The sequence below is a fragment of the Anoxybacillus sp. P3H1B genome (genome assembly GCF_001560855.1).
GTDB classification, from domain to species: Bacteria; Bacillota; Bacilli; order Bacillales; family Anoxybacillaceae; genus Anoxybacteroides; species Anoxybacteroides rupiense.
In genome coordinates, this window is the sequence record NZ_LPUG01000024.1 from 13,927 (window position 1) to 30,560 (window position 16,634).

Below are 16,634 nucleotides of genomic sequence, written 5' to 3' on the forward strand. Positions count from 1 at the left end.
GTGCGAATAAAAAGGCCAGTGCTGCTTATAACAGGATGCAGATCCATGGCCTTTTTCATCTTAAGATCTTTTTGGTTTAGTTTCGTCTAGCGTATAAGGCTCCTTTTCATATGCTGGTAAATCGCCGATATTTGACATGATCTGTTCTTCATCTAATACACGTTCAAAGCTTTGATGTTTCTGCGTAGGGTAAACGGCCATCTGCTGACCATATAAATCAACAGCAGCAAAGTTTTCGAAATCCTCGACATATCCTACGTTTTCTGTTGCTTCTGCGTATGCTTCGTTATAATGGTCCACATCCTGCCAAAGATCGGATGGTGTATCGGATGTTCCGTATTGTGCTACATCTTGCCAGGCATCTTCGGCATCATACGCTACAACATCGCGATGATCAAAATCAAATTTTCCAAATGGGGGCATCAGCACGCCTTCTTCAAGAGGACGCTGGTGTGAAACGGATTGATCTGCACTATGCTCCTTGCAAAATGTAGTCGTTGGCAATGCCTCCAGACGTTCATATGGAATCGGCTTTCCGCATGTTTCACAAATGCCATAGGTTCCGTCATCGATAGCCGCCAACGCATGATGAATGTCAGCTAATTCTCTTTCAGCATGCTCATTAAGTGACAAATCTTTTTCTCGCTCATACAATTCTGTTGCCTCATCAGCTGGATGATTGTCGTAGCTTGCTAACTCGCCGACTGAATCGTGGGCATGGCTTCTTTCCAAGCCGAAATGATCATTATGATGAAGGCGATTCTCTAGCTCTTGTTTTGCCTTTAGAAGCTGTGCCTGTAAGGCAGATATTTGTTGATTGGTTAACATTAGGAAATACCCCTTCCTCAAAATTCGCTTTTATGATGTAGTATGAACGAAAAATAAAAAAAAACACGGTTATGCAACCGTGTTATAGCCAGTGACCGATGAGCAGCCCAATCGCCAACAAAAAGCCAAACTGTGTATTGGCTTGTGCCGTCGCTTTCATCGCAGGCATCATTTCAATCGGTTTGGTTTTTCCAATGAATCCTTTTGTAGCTGCCACAGCTTTCGGCACGCTTAGGAAAACAAGCAGCGTCCAAGGAGAAACGACATGTAAAGCTATTAATCCAATCATCCAAGCGAAGGAGACGATAAACATCCCTCCTAATAGACGGATCGCGTTGGTTCTGCCGATTAAAATTGCAAGGGTTTTCCGTCCGTGCTGCTGATCCCCGTCAAGGTCGCGAATATTGTTAGCAAGCAAAATGGCCCCAACTAAAATGGCAATTGGAATAGAAACAACAATTGGAACGAATGTAATGGTTCCTGTTTGAATGAAAAAGGAAATTAAAATGATGATAAGTCCCATAAAAAATCCTGCCGCAAGCTCTCCGAATGGAGTATAAGCAATCGGAATCGGTCCGCCTGTGTAAAAATATCCTGCTGCTACACAAATCGTGCCGACGACAGCAATCCACCAGCTGCTGTTCATACAAATATATACACCAATTAGAATAGAGATTGCGATGAAGGAAAACGCTAACAACAATACGGTTTTAGGTGCAATTCCTTCCCGAACAATGGCTCCGCCAATACCAACAGACTCGGAGGAATCTAAGCCGCGCTTGTAATCATAATACTCATTAAACATATTGGTCGCTGCTTGAATTAATAATGAAGCAATAAGCATAGCCAAAAATAATGTAAGATGAACAGCTGTTTCCCGAAAAGCTAAAGCAGTTCCAATCGAAACAGGCACGAAAGCAGCCGTCAAAGTATGGGGACGTGTCAGGTTCCACCATACACGCCAGCTTCGATTGTATTTCAACGAAGGTGTTGGTTGATGTTTAGGTAATGGTGATTGCATAAATCATACCCCTCATATTAGGATAAAATCAAAGCATAGCTCAAAAAATATTCAAAATAAGTGTAGGTAAACCCTTCACAGGTGTCAACCCCTTAGGAATAGATAAATTATTTCCTGTTATATATAATGGGAAGTGATAATAACTTTTCAGGAATCTAGTTTCATCAAAAAGTTTAGTAATAACAAGAAAGCGGGATGGCAGTGGCGACTTTATATCAGCATCAAATTCGAAAAAAACTAGAGATGATAACAAAATCCGCGTGTCAGCCGTTTGTAAGCTGGAGCGGAATCGTACCGTCTATTGCCCCAGTTTATTTGTTTAAGCTGGGAGAAACGAGCTCGTTTTCTGAGCGTTTTTATTGGTCTGATCGTTCAAACGAGGTTGTTTACGCTGGGATAGGCTGTACATATGTCATCGATGAGGAGGGAGATGGCCCGCGTTTTTCCATCATTGAAGAAAAATGGAACGATTTTTTAAATATGACAGAAGTGCATGGTGAGGAAGAGAAAGCAACCCCTGTTTTATTTGGAGGCTTTTCATTTGATCCTTTAAAAAAGAAAACAGATAAATGGACGCATTTTTCAAATGCAAAATTTATTGTTCCGACGGTTCTATTATCTCTAAAAAAAGACTGTGCAATGATTACGATTACGATTCCTTCAAAAAATAACCAGAGCATGCTTGAAGAAATTGATCGCCTGCTTGGGTTGTTATATACCAAATCATTCCATCCAACTTCCTCTCTTCCGCGTTGTGTGACATACGAAGAGATCCGAACGGATGAATGGATCCATGCTGTGCGGCAAATCATTGACGGAATACAACAAGGAAGTTTTGATAAAGTGGTGTTAGCGCGAGAGGTACGCCTTCAATTTGATGGACAGCTCACGCCAAGCGCCGTGCTGGAGCACTTGTGTGAGCAGCAGCCGTTTAGCTATCTGTTTGCATTTGAACAAGCCGGCAGCTGTTTTATCGGTGCTTCCCCTGAACAGCTTGTAAAAAAAGAAGAACATACATTTTATTCAACGTGTTTAGCTGGCTCGATTCGTCGCGGACGTACAAGCAGTGAGGATGAATCCCTTGGCCAAGTGCTTTTACAGGATGAAAAAAATTTACACGAACATCGGTTCGTTGTCGAAATGATTAGACAAGCGATGCAGGATGTGTGTGTGGATGTCAAAATTTCCCCGGAACCACAGCTGCTAAAAATGAGAGATATTCAACACTTATATACTCCTGTGATCGGTAAAAGCGACAGCCGTGTTTCCTTGCTTTCGGTTGTGGAACGGCTTCATCCGACCCCTGCCCTTGGAGGAGCTCCAAAAGAGAAGGCGCTTGAAATGATTCGAGAAGCTGAGCCGCTAGACCGAGGATGGTATGCTGCTCCCATTGGTTGGATGAATGCAATGGGAGATGGAGAGTTTGCCGTTGCCATTCGCTCCGGTTTGCTGCAAGGAAATGAAGCTTTCCTTTTTGCGGGATGCGGTGTTGTGGGCGATTCAGAGCCGTTCAGCGAATATGAAGAAACAAACGTGAAATTGAAACCAATGTTATCCGCATTAGGAGTGAAGCAAGATGAGCGATGATTTAACACTGTATGTCTCTGCGTTTGTAGATGAGCTGGCCAAGACCGGGATAGAAGATGTGGTCGTAAGTCCGGGATCGCGCTCTACCCCTTTTGCCATGGTGATGGCAGAGCATCCAAAAATGCGCGTACATATGAATATTGATGAGCGCTCTGCCGCTTTTTTTGCATTGGGGATGGCAAAAGCCAAACGAAAACCTGTCGCTCTTCTTTGTACATCGGGAACGGCTGCGGCAAACTATGTACCTGCTGTAGTAGAGGCCTATTATTCAAGGGTTCCTCTCGTCGTTCTTACAGCTGATCGTCCTCATGAACTCCGCGATGTCGGAGCGCCGCAGGCAATCGATCAAATTCATTTGTATGGAAAGCATGCCAAATGGTTTGTCGATATGGCGCTTCCAGAAAGCTCAAATGAAATGCTGCGCTATGCTCGAATGATGGCAGCGAGAGCGGCAGCCGTGGCGATGAGTGCGCCGCGAGGTCCTGTCCACTTAAATTTTCCGCTCCGTGAACCGCTTGTGCCAGCTGTTACAGATCAAACATGGGAGCAAATTAACGAAAAGGAAGCATCTTATATTCAAATTGCTATCGGTAAAAAAACACTAGATGATGCGCAGTTTCATCAATTATATAAGCAGCTTTCATGTATTGAAAAAGGCCTTATTGTTTGCGGAAATATGGATGAGCCGGAATTTGCGGAAGCGGTCACTGAACTTGCCGAAGCGCTACAATACCCGATTTTGGCTGATCCACTTTCTCAGTTGCGCAGTGGAACTCATACGAAAGACTATATTATTGAAAGCTATGATGCTATTTTTAAAGACGCAGCAATAGCGGAAGCGCTGCTTCCAGACGTTGTTATTCGATTTGGTGCCATGCCGATTTCAAAACCGCTTTTACTTATGCTAAAGCGGCATCCGTCCATTACCCAAATTGTGGTGGACGGGGAAGGCGGATGGCGTGAGCCAACTTTTACTGCTTCGCAAATGATTTATTGTGACGAAATTGAATTTTGCCGACGCTTAGCGGAACTTGGGTCCGCTGATCGCCGTGTGCCAAACGAATGGATGCAACTATGGCAGAACATCAATAAGCTGGCTAAAGAAGAGCTTTTGGAAGCAGGAAAAGAAGAAGAAATGTTTGAAGGAAAAGTATTTATCGAGCTGACGGAGCTTTTACCAGAGAAGTCTACGCTATTTGTCGGCAACAGCATGCCGGTTCGCGATGCCGACACGTTTTTTATGACGAACGATAAGCAAATCCGCTTAATGGCGAATCGTGGCGCCAATGGCATTGATGGGGTTGTTTCAAGCGCTTTAGGAGCTAGCCTTGAAGCCGATCCGCTTGTGCTTGTGATTGGCGATCTTTCCTTTTATCATGATTTAAATGGCTTGCTAGCAGCGAAGCTTTATCAGCTGCATGCGACCATTATTGTTATTAATAATAATGGAGGCGGCATTTTTTCATTTTTGCCGCAAGCAAGGCAAGAAAAGCATTTTGAAGCATTGTTTGGCACTCCGACCGATTTGCGGTTTGAGCATATTATCCGCATGTATGATGGCTATTATCAAAAGGTGGATACATGGGACGAGTTCCGTTATTACGTAAAGCATTCTATCCAATCTCAAGGGCTGCATGTCATCGAGCTGTGTACATCGAGGAAAGAAAATGTAACCAAACATCAATGGCTTTGGAAAAATGTCACAGAGAGAATAACAGAGTTTCTTCAAAAAAGGGGAAGATTATGAAAAAACGGATTCGCGGTGTTTCCTATCATGTAGAAGTTTATGGGGAAGGTCCGCCGCTTTTATTGCTACACGGCTTTACAGGGAGTACAGAAACATGGTATCCGCTTATTCCGTATTGGAAAAATTGGCAGCTCGTTATGGTTGATATTATAGGACATGGTTTAACAGAGTGTCCGGATGAACTCGACCGCTATCATATCGAAAGCGTAGCGGCTGATTTGCATGAATTGTTGCAGCAGCTGGAAATTCATCGTGCTCACGTTCTTGGCTATTCGATGGGGGGAAGGCTCGCGCTTACTTTTGCCATTCGTTATCCGCACCGAGTAGAAACATTGTTGCTAGAAAGCAGCTCGCCTGGACTAAAGACCGAAGAGGAACGCCAATTGCGCATTCAGAACGATGAGGCGCTGGCGATGGAAATTGAGCAATATGGAGTGCAAGCATTTATTGACAAATGGGAGCAACAGCCGCTTTTTGCTACGCAAAGACAGCTGCCTGAGACGGCCAGAAGGCGAATTCGTACAGAACGATTAAGGCATCAAGCCAAAGGGCTAGCGAATAGCTTGCGCGGCATGGGAACAGGAAGACAGCCCTCTTGGTGGGAACACTTGTCGCAAATAAAAGCCCCAACACTGCTTCTTTGCGGGGAACTTGATCAGAAATTTTGCCAAATAGCGTCAAAGATGGTTGAACTGCTGCCCAATTCGTACATGTCGAAAATTTCCGATGCGGGACATGCAATTCATGTGGAACAACCAGAAATTTTTGCTAAAATAATAAATGAGTTTATTGAAAGAGGAGGATGTGTGAATGGCGATTGAATGGGTAGCTGAGCGCAAGTACGAAGATATTCTATACGAAACGTACAATGGCATTGCTAAAATCACGATCAACCGTCCAGAAGTACATAATGCCTTTCGTCCAAAGACGGTTCAAGAGTTAATTGATGCGTTTTCATACGCTCGTGATGATGCCAATATCGGCGTCATTATTTTAACGGGTGCAGGCGGAAAAGCGTTTTGCTCTGGCGGGGACCAAAAAGTGAGAGGCCATGGTGGCTATGTAGGCGAGGATCAAATCCCACGCTTGAACGTATTGGATTTACAGCGTCTGATTCGCGTGATCCCTAAACCGGTCATCGCAATGGTAGCCGGTTATGCGATCGGCGGTGGACATGTATTGCATGTTGTTTGCGATTTAACGATTGCAGCAGATAACGCTATTTTTGGACAAACAGGTCCGAAGGTAGGAAGCTTTGACGGAGGCTATGGAGCCGGTTATTTAGCTCGTATCGTTGGCCACAAAAAGGCTCGTGAAATTTGGTACTTATGCCGCCAATATAACGCTCAAGAAGCATTAGAAATGGGACTTGTCAACAAAGTGGTTCCGTTGGAGCAACTAGAGGAAGAGACGGTAAAATGGGCGGAAGAAATTTTAGAAAAAAGCCCAACAGCGATTCGTTTCCTAAAAGCGGCATTCAATGCTGACTCTGATGGCTTAGCAGGCATTCAGCAGCTTGCTGGCGATGCTACATTACTTTACTATACGACAGAAGAGGCAAAAGAAGGAAGAGATGCGTTCAAAGAAAAACGCAAACCGGATTTCAAACAGTTCCCGCGTTTTCCATAATGCAAAAACGTAGCAGCTTGAATGTGATGGATCAAGCTGTAGAACGGTAGACAAAGTCCATTTAGACTTTGTCTACCGTTATTTTAAGGGTCTTTTCATTTAGACTGTCTTGAAAACGCTGGATGGACAGGGAACGCAGCAAACGAAGATGAGCGAATCAAACCGAGATGCTCATGAGCGGATGAGTGATGCGATTAACTTAGGATGAAAACGTTCGTTAACAGTCTGAAGCTGCTTCTTTGTATCAAGCAAAGGAGGGGACTTTATGTATACATCAACACCAAACTGGCTTATGCAGCGTGCGTTTTTGACTCCAGAACGCATTGCTGTTTACGAGGGAAGTGAGCAAAAAACATTTGCTGAGCTTCATACAGCAGCGGTAAGAACGGCGGGAAGGCTAGCTTATCTTGGCGTCCAACGCGGTGATATTGTCGCTATATTGATGAAAAATAGCACGGCGATGGTGGAAATCATTCATGGACTTCATTATATTGGAGCCGTTGTATTGTTGCAAAATATAAGATTAACAGCCTCAGAATTGAATTGGCAAATTGAAGATAGCGGAGCGAAATGGTGGATTGTCGATGAACAATGGCGCGATGATGCCAACAGCAGCTCAGTTCCTGTTGTAACGGCAACAGAGCTTGCTTCATTGCCAGAGCAAGAGGTGCCGCTTCAGCAAGAATATGATTTTCACGAAGTAGCAACAATTATGTATACATCGGGCACAACAGGAAAGCCAAAGGGAGTATTACAAACTTATGGAAATCATTGGTGGAGCGCGATTGGCTCAGCTTTAAATTTAGGCTTATTGGAAAGGGATTGTTGGCTTGCCGCTGTTCCGTTCTTTCATATAAGTGGGTTGTCGATCTTGATGAGAAGTGTGATTTATGGAATGAGCGTTTATGTGATGCAGCACTTTGATGCGAAAAAAGCAAATGAGATCATTCTAGGAGAAAAAGCCACGATTATGTCTGTTGTCAGCACCATGCTACAGCAAATGATTTCCGAATTGGGAAGCTTGACATATCCCCATACATTCCGGTGTATGCTGCTTGGGGGAGGACCCGCGCCAAAGCCGCTGCTGGAAGCGTGCCGCGATAAAGGAATTCCTGTGTATCAAACTTATGGAATGACAGAAACGGCATCACAAATTGTTACATTAGCGCCAGAGTATAGTTTTTCTAAGCTAGGGTCAGCAGGAAAACCGCTTTTTCCCGCTCAGCTTCGCGTCGAAACGGATGGGCGAACAGCTAGGCCGTATGAACCTGGAGAAATTGTTGTGAAGGGGCCAAATGTAGCGAAAGGATATTTGCATCGGCCAGAAGCAACTAAAAAAGCGTTACGGAATGGCTGGTTTTATACAGGGGATATGGGCTATATAGATGAAGAAGGGTTTCTTTATGTTCTTGATCGCCGATCCGATTTGATTATTTCTGGCGGTGAAAATATTTATCCGGCAGAGATTGAAGCGATACTGCTTTCGCATGAAGCGGTCGAAGAAGCGGGAGTGACGGGAGTGGAAGATGAGCGCTGGGGACAGGTGCCTTATGCTTTTGTTAAACTGAGAAATGGCGTATCGGTTACACCGCCACAGCTTTTAGAATTTTGTCGGGAGCGCTTGGCAAAGTACAAGGTGCCAAAACGTATATATATAGTAGATGAGCTGCCGCGCAATGCGGCCAAAAAGCTGTTGCGGCGCCAATTAATTCATTTAATTCCAAAACACGAACAATAAAAAAAGAGGTAATCCGTCTATATAAACGGATGAACCTCTTTTTATTTTTATGGCTTAACTATTCATATAAAGGAATTGATACAAATTGAAACGATAGACAACTGCTGGCCTATTTCGTTTTCTTCTGCACAGCCTGTGTCCCGCTTTTTCTATGACATAACAGGGACAATTCCAAATCATAGTAAAATGCGGATAAAGATAAGCTCTTTTATAGCTCGTCGTTTGGTACGAACGTTTTACAGTCCGTCTCGCCAGAGTTAGAAGCTTCTGTTCCGGTGTGACTGACTACATAAATGGCTTCTGCACTGCAGCGATTTCCTTCTGCCCAGTAATGACAGTTTTTCACTTCACAAAGCACATCTTTTGCCATCGTGATTCCCTCCATAAGTTTAGTAAATTTAATACATTTTTATTTTTGACTGATTAAAAAAAAGATATAACGGAAATAATAAGAAATTTTATATCTATTGACATAGAGAATCATTCTCAATTAGAATGAAAATAAAGTTGAAAGCAATGGAGGGAAAGAAAATATGTCATCGTTGCTTGTAGTAGGTGCTGATCATCTCGGAAATATTACCGATAAATTGATAAATTCAGGATTTAAGGAAATTATTCATCTGGATGGCCGCAAAGTGAATATGGTTAAGCGGGATATTCCTGAACATATCGATCTTGTTCTGGTGATGACCGACTATGTTAATCATAATTTAGCCAAAGTAATTAAGCAAAAAGCGAAAAACCAAGAAAAACCGATTTATTTTGTAAAGCGTTCATGGAGTTCTATTCATCTTGTGCTGCAAAAAGCGAAAGTAACGAAACAAGCGAATTGAGAGGTGGAGGGATACATAAATGAGTGCCGTCAAGCTATGTATGCCTCAAAATTGGCGCCAGCTAGTAGGTGAAGCGATGAAAAAAATCATTACAGAATATTATCAGGCTCCTTCTTCGTCGCGATCCGCTTCACTTGTATTAAAGCTTGTAGAAAAACATTGGCGCCACGTAGATCAAGAAGTGTTTCATTCCAATATCCATTATTATACAGTACTAGCGAAAACGACGGACTATTTACTTCGTTTTTTAGATCCGACGATTGACTGGTTTCTTTTATTTGAGAGAATTGAATATGGGACGAAACATGTCGATGTTGATATTGCATACAAACAAGATGAAATGTGCATCATCCGCAAATTTATCCTCCAAGAGGATGAAGCGTTTTATTCTTATTATATGAATAGGATAGCAGCGGCATTTGAGAGCGAAAGAAGAGAGAGCTCTAAAACAGTAGCAGTAGAATTTTGTTCGCTTCTTACTGGACAACGCCAAATACAGGCTGTCGTTGCGCAAAATCGTTTAAAACAGTTGAAAACAAAATAAATTAAGATAAAATAAACATAGATGATAATGAAAATCGTTTTAAAGTTACTGGGGGATGTAGCTATGGGAAAAAAACCGTGGAAGGTTATGACGACAACGGCCGTGATTTCATCACTCTTGCTGGCTTCAGCGTGTTCACCAACCAATGAAGCGAGCGAGAAAAAACAGAAAGGTGAGACATCAGCCAATATTTCTGTGCCGGTGACCGATTATTCTTTTGATACAGCCGGCAACATGTTTGCGTATTCAGAATTTGAGTTGTCAGGGGAGCCTTTGGCCGAGGGGCTTGGACTTGATTTGGATGTATTGGATGCGCGTAAAATGGATAAACCGACAAAATTTGATTATATTGCAGGGATTGAATCGTACGAATACTCAGAAGAAGCAATGTACGAGGTCACGGAGAAGTCGGGACTTGGGCTGCATTTGATTTATGGTCCAATGACAGAGCAGCAGGCGCAAAAAGCGCAGAAGTCAAACGATGAGGTGTTGGCAGAGCGATTTTACCAATTGGCTGACAGTGTAGGGTATGCGCATGAAGAAATTTTCCGCAATATGTTTCCGACAATGATTGAATATGCAGGCGGTGATCCGCATTATGCCCAAAAAGTCGATACAGACGTGTATGCGGAAAATAATGACAAAACCTATGTTCCGGTTTATCAAGTCGATTTTCAATCGCTTCGTTGGGATCGGAGCAAAATGGAGAAACGATTAACTCCTTCTGCCTATGGCGGCACATTTTTAAAACAGGCATTATGGGCTGGAGATTTTTTAGGTGGCTTACATACCGTTGATAAAGATGAAGAGATTGAAGCGAAAACCAAAAATGACGATCAAGATCCTAACATTGCGCTTGGAGTAAGCTCCGCAGATGGCATGCAAGGCATGATTTTAACTGAAGAAATTTGGAACAAGCTTAATTTTGTCCGCGATCATTTATTTTACAGTGCGAAACAGCAAGGGCTAACAAAAGCAGCAGGAAGCCAATATAATCCTCAAAGCGGCTGGGTATATTTGCCTCATGAAATTGAGGTGATAGAAGATGGGAATGAATTGGCGCCAAAGGTAAAACAGCTCATTGTGAAGGATAAAAGAAGCTTGTTGCAAGATCAATGGCTGATGCTTTGGCCTGCATCAGAATTCTATGGTGTGACAGATCAGCGGCCGGATAATAAAAATCAAAATCCTGCTTTTCTAGCTGTATTTGACGGATCGCCATATCCAAGTGCGCCGAAAGAAAATCTCGATCAAAATCCAACGAATGATGTTGTTTCGAATGATCCATATTCAGTGAATCGCGATGTGGTATTGCAGGTGTTTAAAAATATTGATGCCATGCACTTTAATCAAGAAGTAGGCGCTTTTGTTGAAGAGAATAACGGAAGTGCACAAGGAAAACGAGTAGATACGTTCCAGGCAGGCTATACGATGGAAGCGCTGCGCATTTTTGAACGCGCGATTGATGGATTGCCTGTGGGTTACGCAAGCGGAGAAGATGCCCAAGGCCTTGGCACTCCTGAAGGAAAACGTGCACTTGAACTGATCAAAAAACAAGCTGATTTTATCATGAATGAATTAATAAGGGAAGATGGCCTTGTAGCAAATGGCTGGATCATTGGTCAAGGTCCTGAAACAGACGAACCTACTCTTCTTGCCCAACTCGGTGCGATTCGCGGTCTCACAGCGGCATTTTTAGCGACGAAAGACGAGCAATACCGGGAGGCAGCACGTAAAATTTATGAAGCGATGGACAAGCATTTTTGGGATCAAAAACTCCGTGTTTATAAGACGGGAAAAAATGAAATGAAATATACTCCATTTGTAGCTGGAGCGTTATCAGGTGTGCTGCGCATTGCCCTTAACAATCTCAATAACACGGACTCCGATCAGCCTGTCAAAGTACTGGAAAGAGAGACCATCATTTCGCGCTATGTTGATTTTTATGATCGGATTATTGATGGTCCAAGCATCAAGGAAGGAATGCAGGCCAGTGAATTTTGGGATACCGGAGATGTGTATATAAAAGGCGACAAATCAGGCAATACAGATGGGGACAATGTGCCACAAGTGCAAGCAGGACACGGAAAATATGGAATTGCGCCAATTTTATTGAATGTGGAAGTAAAACCAAAAAAAGAATAAATAATGGATAAAAGCGGCAAGCATTGAGATTTGCCGCTTTTTCATATAAAATGATAATGGTTTTCATTTTCGTGAATCAAAATGGGGGAAACGCTGATGAAAAGAGGGGTCTTACTTATTTTTTTTCTGATTCTAACGAGTTGTCAGGCAAGTCCAGTGTTTCATTCAGACCAAAAAACCATTCGCCACTATGCCGTCCACAGCGACAATATTGCCATTAACAAAAAAGGAACTATGCTGTATATCGCCAATATTGATGTTCCTTCTGTCACGCTAATCGATGCAAAGACGAAGCAGAAAAAAGCAGAGATTGCTGTCGGAAAGGAGCCTAGACAGCTTGCATTAAGTCCGGACGAACAATTTTTATACGTGTCCTGTATGCATGATGACCGAGTAGATATTATTTCGCTTAAAGAGAAAAAAGTGATGGGTCATTTAAAAACAGGAATTGAACCATTTGGAGTTGTGACAAGCCAGGACGGAAGAACGCTTTACGTAGCTAATTATCGTTCAGGAACGGTATCAGTATTTGATTTGGAAAAGCAAAAAGAAACGAAAGAAATTCCAGTTGGTGATCGACCGCGTACGCTGGCGCTAACGGCTGATGGCCGAAAGTTGTATGTACCTCATTATCTAGATGGAAAAATAAGTGTGATTGATACGAAAAAAAATCAAGTCATCAAAGAAATTACGTTAGCGCCATCACCGGATCAGGAGGATCGGAAAAAGAGCCAAGGTATTCCGAACACGCTTGAGCAGTTTGTCATTGCACCAGATGGAAAAAAAGCCTACATTCCTCATTTACTGACGAATATTGATACGCCGATTCAGTTTGAAGAAACGGTTTTTCCGGCCATTTCTGTCATTGATCTTGCATCCGATCGAGAATTGGTGGATGAGAGAAAGGAATTATTCACGGAAATCAATGTCCAAGATGTGAAAAATGAAACGATCATTGTTTCGAATCCATATGATATTGTGTTTCAGCCAGATGGAAGCAAAATGTACGCAGTGATGTCAGGAAGCGAAGATTTAGTCGTATTTGATTTAAAACGCGGCGGAAACGCAACCCAAATTTTGCGGCGCATTGAAGGGAATAATCCGAGAGGGATTGTAATTTCACCGGATGGAAAGCAATTATTTGTCCACAATGCAATGAGCCATGATCTTGCCGTCATTCATACAGGAGGCAAAGCGCCTTATGCGAAAGCAAGATCAGTAAAAGGAACGATACGCTTAATTGCCAAAGATTCTTTATCACCACTTGTCCGTGAAGGAAAGACGATTTTTTATAGCGCGAATAGCGACGAATTTGCGATCGATATTACAGGAAATAACTGGATGAGTTGTGCTTCCTGCCATAGTGACGGGGAAATAAACGGGCTGACACTTTTGACGCCCAAAGGGCCGCGCAACGTGCCAAGCAATGTGCTAACGACCAAGACGGGATTGTTTATGTGGGATGGCTCTCGCGATGATTTTAGCGATTACATTCATACGGTACAAAATGAAATGGGCGGGATGATGGCCCTTGATCCAGAGAAGCCGCTGCCATCGGATGTGCAGCATATGTATGATGCGATTCTTGCGTATTTAGATGATCCTCATTCGTTTCCTGTACCGAAAAGCCCGTATCGAAATAAAGATGGAAGCTTGACAGCAAAAGCGCAAGAAGGCGAAAAGCTGTTTAACGGTAAAGGGAACTGTCTCAGCTGTCATGGAGGAGAATATTTTACAGATAGTACAAAAGCAGTGGACGATCAAGGAGTATTGACGATAGCGAATACCGCTTATTTACATGATATTGGCACAGCGAATCCACAGGATAAAGCTTCAAATGGAGACGCGAGAGCCCATTTTGCCAACCCTCGCACACCAAAACAATGGGATACGCCGACATTGCGAGGAGTTTGGGCGACGGCCCCTTACTTGCATGATGGCAGCGCCAAAACGATCGAAGAAGCCATTCAGCGCCATCAGACAAAAGAGGTGACAAGCTTAACAAAAGGAGAAATAGCCGCTATTGCGGAATATGTGCGTTCACTTGAATAAAGTCACCGGGAAGCCGTTTTGGCCATGGCCAAAACGGCTTTTTTATGACGATCTCAATAACTGCCAAACGTTATGATGGATCATTTTTTTGAAGATAGCGTTTATCCTTCATAAATAATCGCCAAAAATAGATGAATCCCGGAAAGAGAATAACAAACCCGATGATGTATGACATAAACAGCGCGCGAAAAGTATTCGGATGAGTGAAACCTGACTGAATCGTGACATCCGGATAGATCATATATGGCAAGTGGGCCTTTCCATAAGCGTAGCTCGCTAAAAAGTATTGAATGACAATGGCGACGACCGCTAATCGAGGTTTTCCCCGTATGGACTGATGCTTGGCAGACGGCAAGAATAGAGCGGCCCCCGCTACAAAAAACATGGCCACGGAACCGATGAGCCATGGCAAATAGTCCATTATTCGCTCGTACAGCCAAGGTGCTTCATCCTGCATCGTCAGCATAATAAAAAGCGCCATTAATAAGGAAATGGGTCCGAGAATGAGAGCATCTCTGCGATAGGTTTGATATGCCTCCAGCTCATTCGCTTCATTGGAGTAGTCGGCAAGCAGCAGGGAAGAAAGAAACAATGTGCTGGAGATGGCGAAGCCAATGAACGCATATTCATGCGGGCTTGTAAACAGCTTATCCATTCTCAGTTTTGCGACCCCGTCAACCGTTTCAATAAATTCGCCATGTGTGATTGGCAAGACGCTAATCAGTAGAGCTGGGATGATCATGCCGCTGATTCCCGAAATGTAGGTCAGCACTTTTTCATATTCCTTAGCGATATGGGCAAATACTAAAAAAGCGCTGCGAATCGCGAGAAGCAGTAAAATAATGCTCCCGGGAATTAATAAAACAGTTCCCAACAAAAAGGTCGCTCCAGGAAAAAAGCTGACAAGCGCGACAACGATTGCCACAATAAACACATTGGTCACTTCCCATGTAGGGGAAAGATAGCGATTGGCAATATTGGTTGCGGCTGTTTTTTCCCGATTCATATAAATCATCGACCAAAAACCAGCTCCAAAATCCATGGTTGCCATGACCGCATAGATAAAAATAAATCCCCATAGCACAGTGATGGCAATGAGTTCATTTGTCATGTTCCTCGCCTCCTTATTGCGTAAAATGATTTGAATGTCCGGTTTCCTGTGAAGCTAGTTCGTTGATGACAGGATGGCGCCGAAAATAGTATTTTAATACGAGAACGACGGCGATGCTTAATACAATATAGATGGCTGCGAACAAGATAAACAGCAGTGCCAAATTCTCCGATTGTGTCACAGCGTCCTCTGTTTTCATCATCCTGTATATAACCCATGGCTGTCTGCCTGTACAGGCAAAGATCCAGCCAAATTCAATAGCCAGCATGGAAAGAGGTCCGGAAGCGATAATGGCCCACATCAGCGGACGAGGAAACGCAGGGCGTTTCATCACTTTGCTCCAAACCAATCCGATCAAGGAGAGCAGGATAAGGAATGAGCCGATGCCTACCATCGCATTGAATAGTGTATGGATAAATAATGGCGGCCACCATTCTTTAGGAAAATCGTTTAATCCTTGTACAACGGTATCAAAGCTATTGCCGGCAAGAAAGCTGAGGAGCCATGGAATTTCGATTGCCCATTTCACCGATTGCGTGTCAGGATCTGTAAAACCGCCAATGGCAAGAGGAGCGTGCGATTGCGTTTCGAACAATCCTTCAGCTGCTGCCAGCTTTTCCGGCTGATATTCATGCAAAAGCTGTGCGGCTTCATGGCCATTCAGCGCTGTTAAAATAGAAAAAATCCCGCCAACAACAAGCGAAAGCATCAGTACTTTACGATAAAATTCAAGAACGCGTTTATTTTTTTCCCGCAACATTTTGTAAGCAGAAATTGAAGCAAGGACAAATGCTCCTGTCATAAAGGCTGAAACTGTTACATGTCCAGCGGTGACAAAAAAGCTGGGATTAAAAAATGCAGCCCAAGGATCTACGTCAACGACTTGGCCGTTTTCGATGCGAAAACCGTCGGGAGTGCCTTCAAAAGCATGAACATTTGTAATTAAAATAGCGGAAGCGCTTGCGCCAAGGGCAACAAGAGTAACGCTCAAAATTCTCATGGCCGGCGAAATACGATCAGCGGCATATACGTAGATAGACATGAATAATGCCTCAACAAAAAAAGCATAGATTTCAATTTGGAAAGGCAGCGCCATCACTTTGCCGATCACTTCCATAAATCCAGGCCATAGCAATGAAAGCTGGACGCCGGCAATGGTTCCGGAGGGAATGGCAACTCCCAGCAGTACTGCTATCCCTTTTGTCCATCTTTTAGCCATAACTGCATAGTCGCGGTTTTTCGTTTTTTGATAGAGCAGTTCGGCGCATAAAATCATTAGCGGAATTCCTACACCGAGAGACGCAAAAATAATATGAAACGCCATAGTAGTGCCAAATAGAGAGCGGGCAATGACCAAATCATCCATAAAAAAGACCGTCCTTCCATTCATGATTAGCTG

14 protein-coding genes are annotated in these 16,634 nt (G+C 43.3%); 9 read left to right on the plus strand and 5 right to left on the minus strand.

The features are described 5' to 3' along the window. Positions 1–60: 60 nt before the first annotated feature. Together AT864_RS14220 and AT864_RS14225 are read right to left on the minus strand one after the other, a co-directional pair. On the minus strand, positions 61–828 hold the full coding sequence (locus AT864_RS14220) for a yteA family sporulation protein (RefSeq protein WP_066149993.1): 768 nt from the start codon (positions 826–828) through the stop codon (positions 61–63). 82 nt (positions 829–910) lie between these two features. After that, the gene (locus tag AT864_RS14225; RefSeq protein WP_044745837.1) at positions 911–1,849 is read right to left on the minus strand and encodes a 1,4-dihydroxy-2-naphthoate polyprenyltransferase; all 939 of its coding nucleotides are present in this window, start codon (positions 1,847–1,849) and stop codon (positions 911–913) included. A gap of 201 nt (positions 1,850–2,050) precedes the next feature. Between AT864_RS14225 and AT864_RS14230 the strand changes: the two genes are divergently transcribed. From AT864_RS14230 to AT864_RS14250, 5 genes are all read left to right on the plus strand, one after another. Continuing rightward, positions 2,051–3,436: an isochorismate synthase MenF gene (locus AT864_RS14230; RefSeq protein WP_066150168.1), complete on the plus strand. Its 1,386-nt coding sequence runs from the start codon at positions 2,051–2,053 to the stop codon at positions 3,434–3,436. Then, positions 3,426–5,183, plus strand: coding sequence for a 2-succinyl-5-enolpyruvyl-6-hydroxy-3-cyclohexene-1-carboxylic-acid synthase (gene menD, locus AT864_RS14235; protein WP_066149996.1), 1,758 nt, complete (start codon positions 3,426–3,428; stop codon positions 5,181–5,183). Before AT864_RS14230 ends, menD begins: the two co-directional genes overlap by 11 nt. Further along, on the plus strand, positions 5,180–6,004 hold the full coding sequence (gene menH, locus AT864_RS14240; RefSeq protein WP_066149999.1) for a 2-succinyl-6-hydroxy-2,4-cyclohexadiene-1-carboxylate synthase: 825 nt from the start codon (positions 5,180–5,182) through the stop codon (positions 6,002–6,004). The genes menD and menH overlap by 4 nt, the downstream gene beginning before the upstream one ends. Further along, on the plus strand, positions 5,994–6,812 hold the full coding sequence (gene menB / locus AT864_RS14245; protein ID WP_044745840.1) for a 1,4-dihydroxy-2-naphthoyl-CoA synthase: 819 nt from the start codon (positions 5,994–5,996) through the stop codon (positions 6,810–6,812). Before menH ends, menB begins: the two co-directional genes overlap by 11 nt. A gap of 265 nt (positions 6,813–7,077) precedes the next feature. Continuing rightward, entirely contained in the window at positions 7,078–8,550 is a 1,473-nt protein-coding gene (locus AT864_RS14250) for an o-succinylbenzoate--CoA ligase (RefSeq protein ID WP_066150002.1), read from the plus strand. Positions 8,551–8,758: 208 nt separating this feature from the next. Here the strand turns inward: AT864_RS14250 and AT864_RS17720 are convergent, their stop codons facing one another. Then, positions 8,759–8,920: a DUF1540 domain-containing protein gene (locus tag AT864_RS17720; protein WP_080862021.1), complete on the minus strand. Its 162-nt coding sequence runs from the start codon at positions 8,918–8,920 to the stop codon at positions 8,759–8,761. Between the two features lie 163 nt (positions 8,921–9,083). Here AT864_RS17720 and AT864_RS14255 point away from each other — a divergent pair, with 163 nt between their 5' ends. The 4 genes from AT864_RS14255 (at position 9,084) to AT864_RS14270 (ending at position 14,124) form a co-directional block, all read left to right on the plus strand. After that, complete coding sequence (locus AT864_RS14255; protein ID WP_044745842.1) at positions 9,084–9,383, plus strand: DUF2325 domain-containing protein; 300 nt, start codon at positions 9,084–9,086, stop codon at positions 9,381–9,383. 19 nt (positions 9,384–9,402) lie between these two features. Further along, positions 9,403–9,927: a hypothetical protein gene (locus AT864_RS14260; protein ID WP_066150005.1), complete on the plus strand. Its 525-nt coding sequence runs from the start codon at positions 9,403–9,405 to the stop codon at positions 9,925–9,927. A gap of 63 nt (positions 9,928–9,990) precedes the next feature. Beyond that, the gene (locus tag AT864_RS14265) at positions 9,991–12,072 is read left to right on the plus strand and encodes a hypothetical protein (RefSeq protein ID WP_066150008.1); all 2,082 of its coding nucleotides are present in this window, start codon (positions 9,991–9,993) and stop codon (positions 12,070–12,072) included. Positions 12,073–12,168: 96 nt separating this feature from the next. Then, positions 12,169–14,124 carry a beta-propeller fold lactonase family protein gene (locus AT864_RS14270; RefSeq protein WP_066150010.1) on the plus strand — a complete coding sequence of 652 codons (1,956 nt, stop codon included), beginning with the start codon at positions 12,169–12,171 and terminating at the stop codon, positions 14,122–14,124. 70 nt (positions 14,125–14,194) lie between these two features. Here AT864_RS14270 and AT864_RS14275 read toward each other — a convergent pair whose 3' ends face one another. Both AT864_RS14275 and AT864_RS14280 read right to left on the minus strand, forming a co-directional pair. Next, positions 14,195–15,235 (minus strand): cytochrome d ubiquinol oxidase subunit II, encoded by a 1,041-nt coding sequence (locus AT864_RS14275; RefSeq protein ID WP_066150013.1) that lies wholly within the window; start codon positions 15,233–15,235, stop codon positions 14,195–14,197. A 13-nt stretch (positions 15,236–15,248) separates the two neighbouring features. Continuing rightward, positions 15,249–16,601, minus strand: a complete 1,353-nt coding sequence (locus tag AT864_RS14280) for a cytochrome ubiquinol oxidase subunit I (protein ID WP_066150016.1) — start codon at positions 16,599–16,601, stop codon at positions 15,249–15,251. Positions 16,602–16,634: the final 33 nt, after the last annotated feature.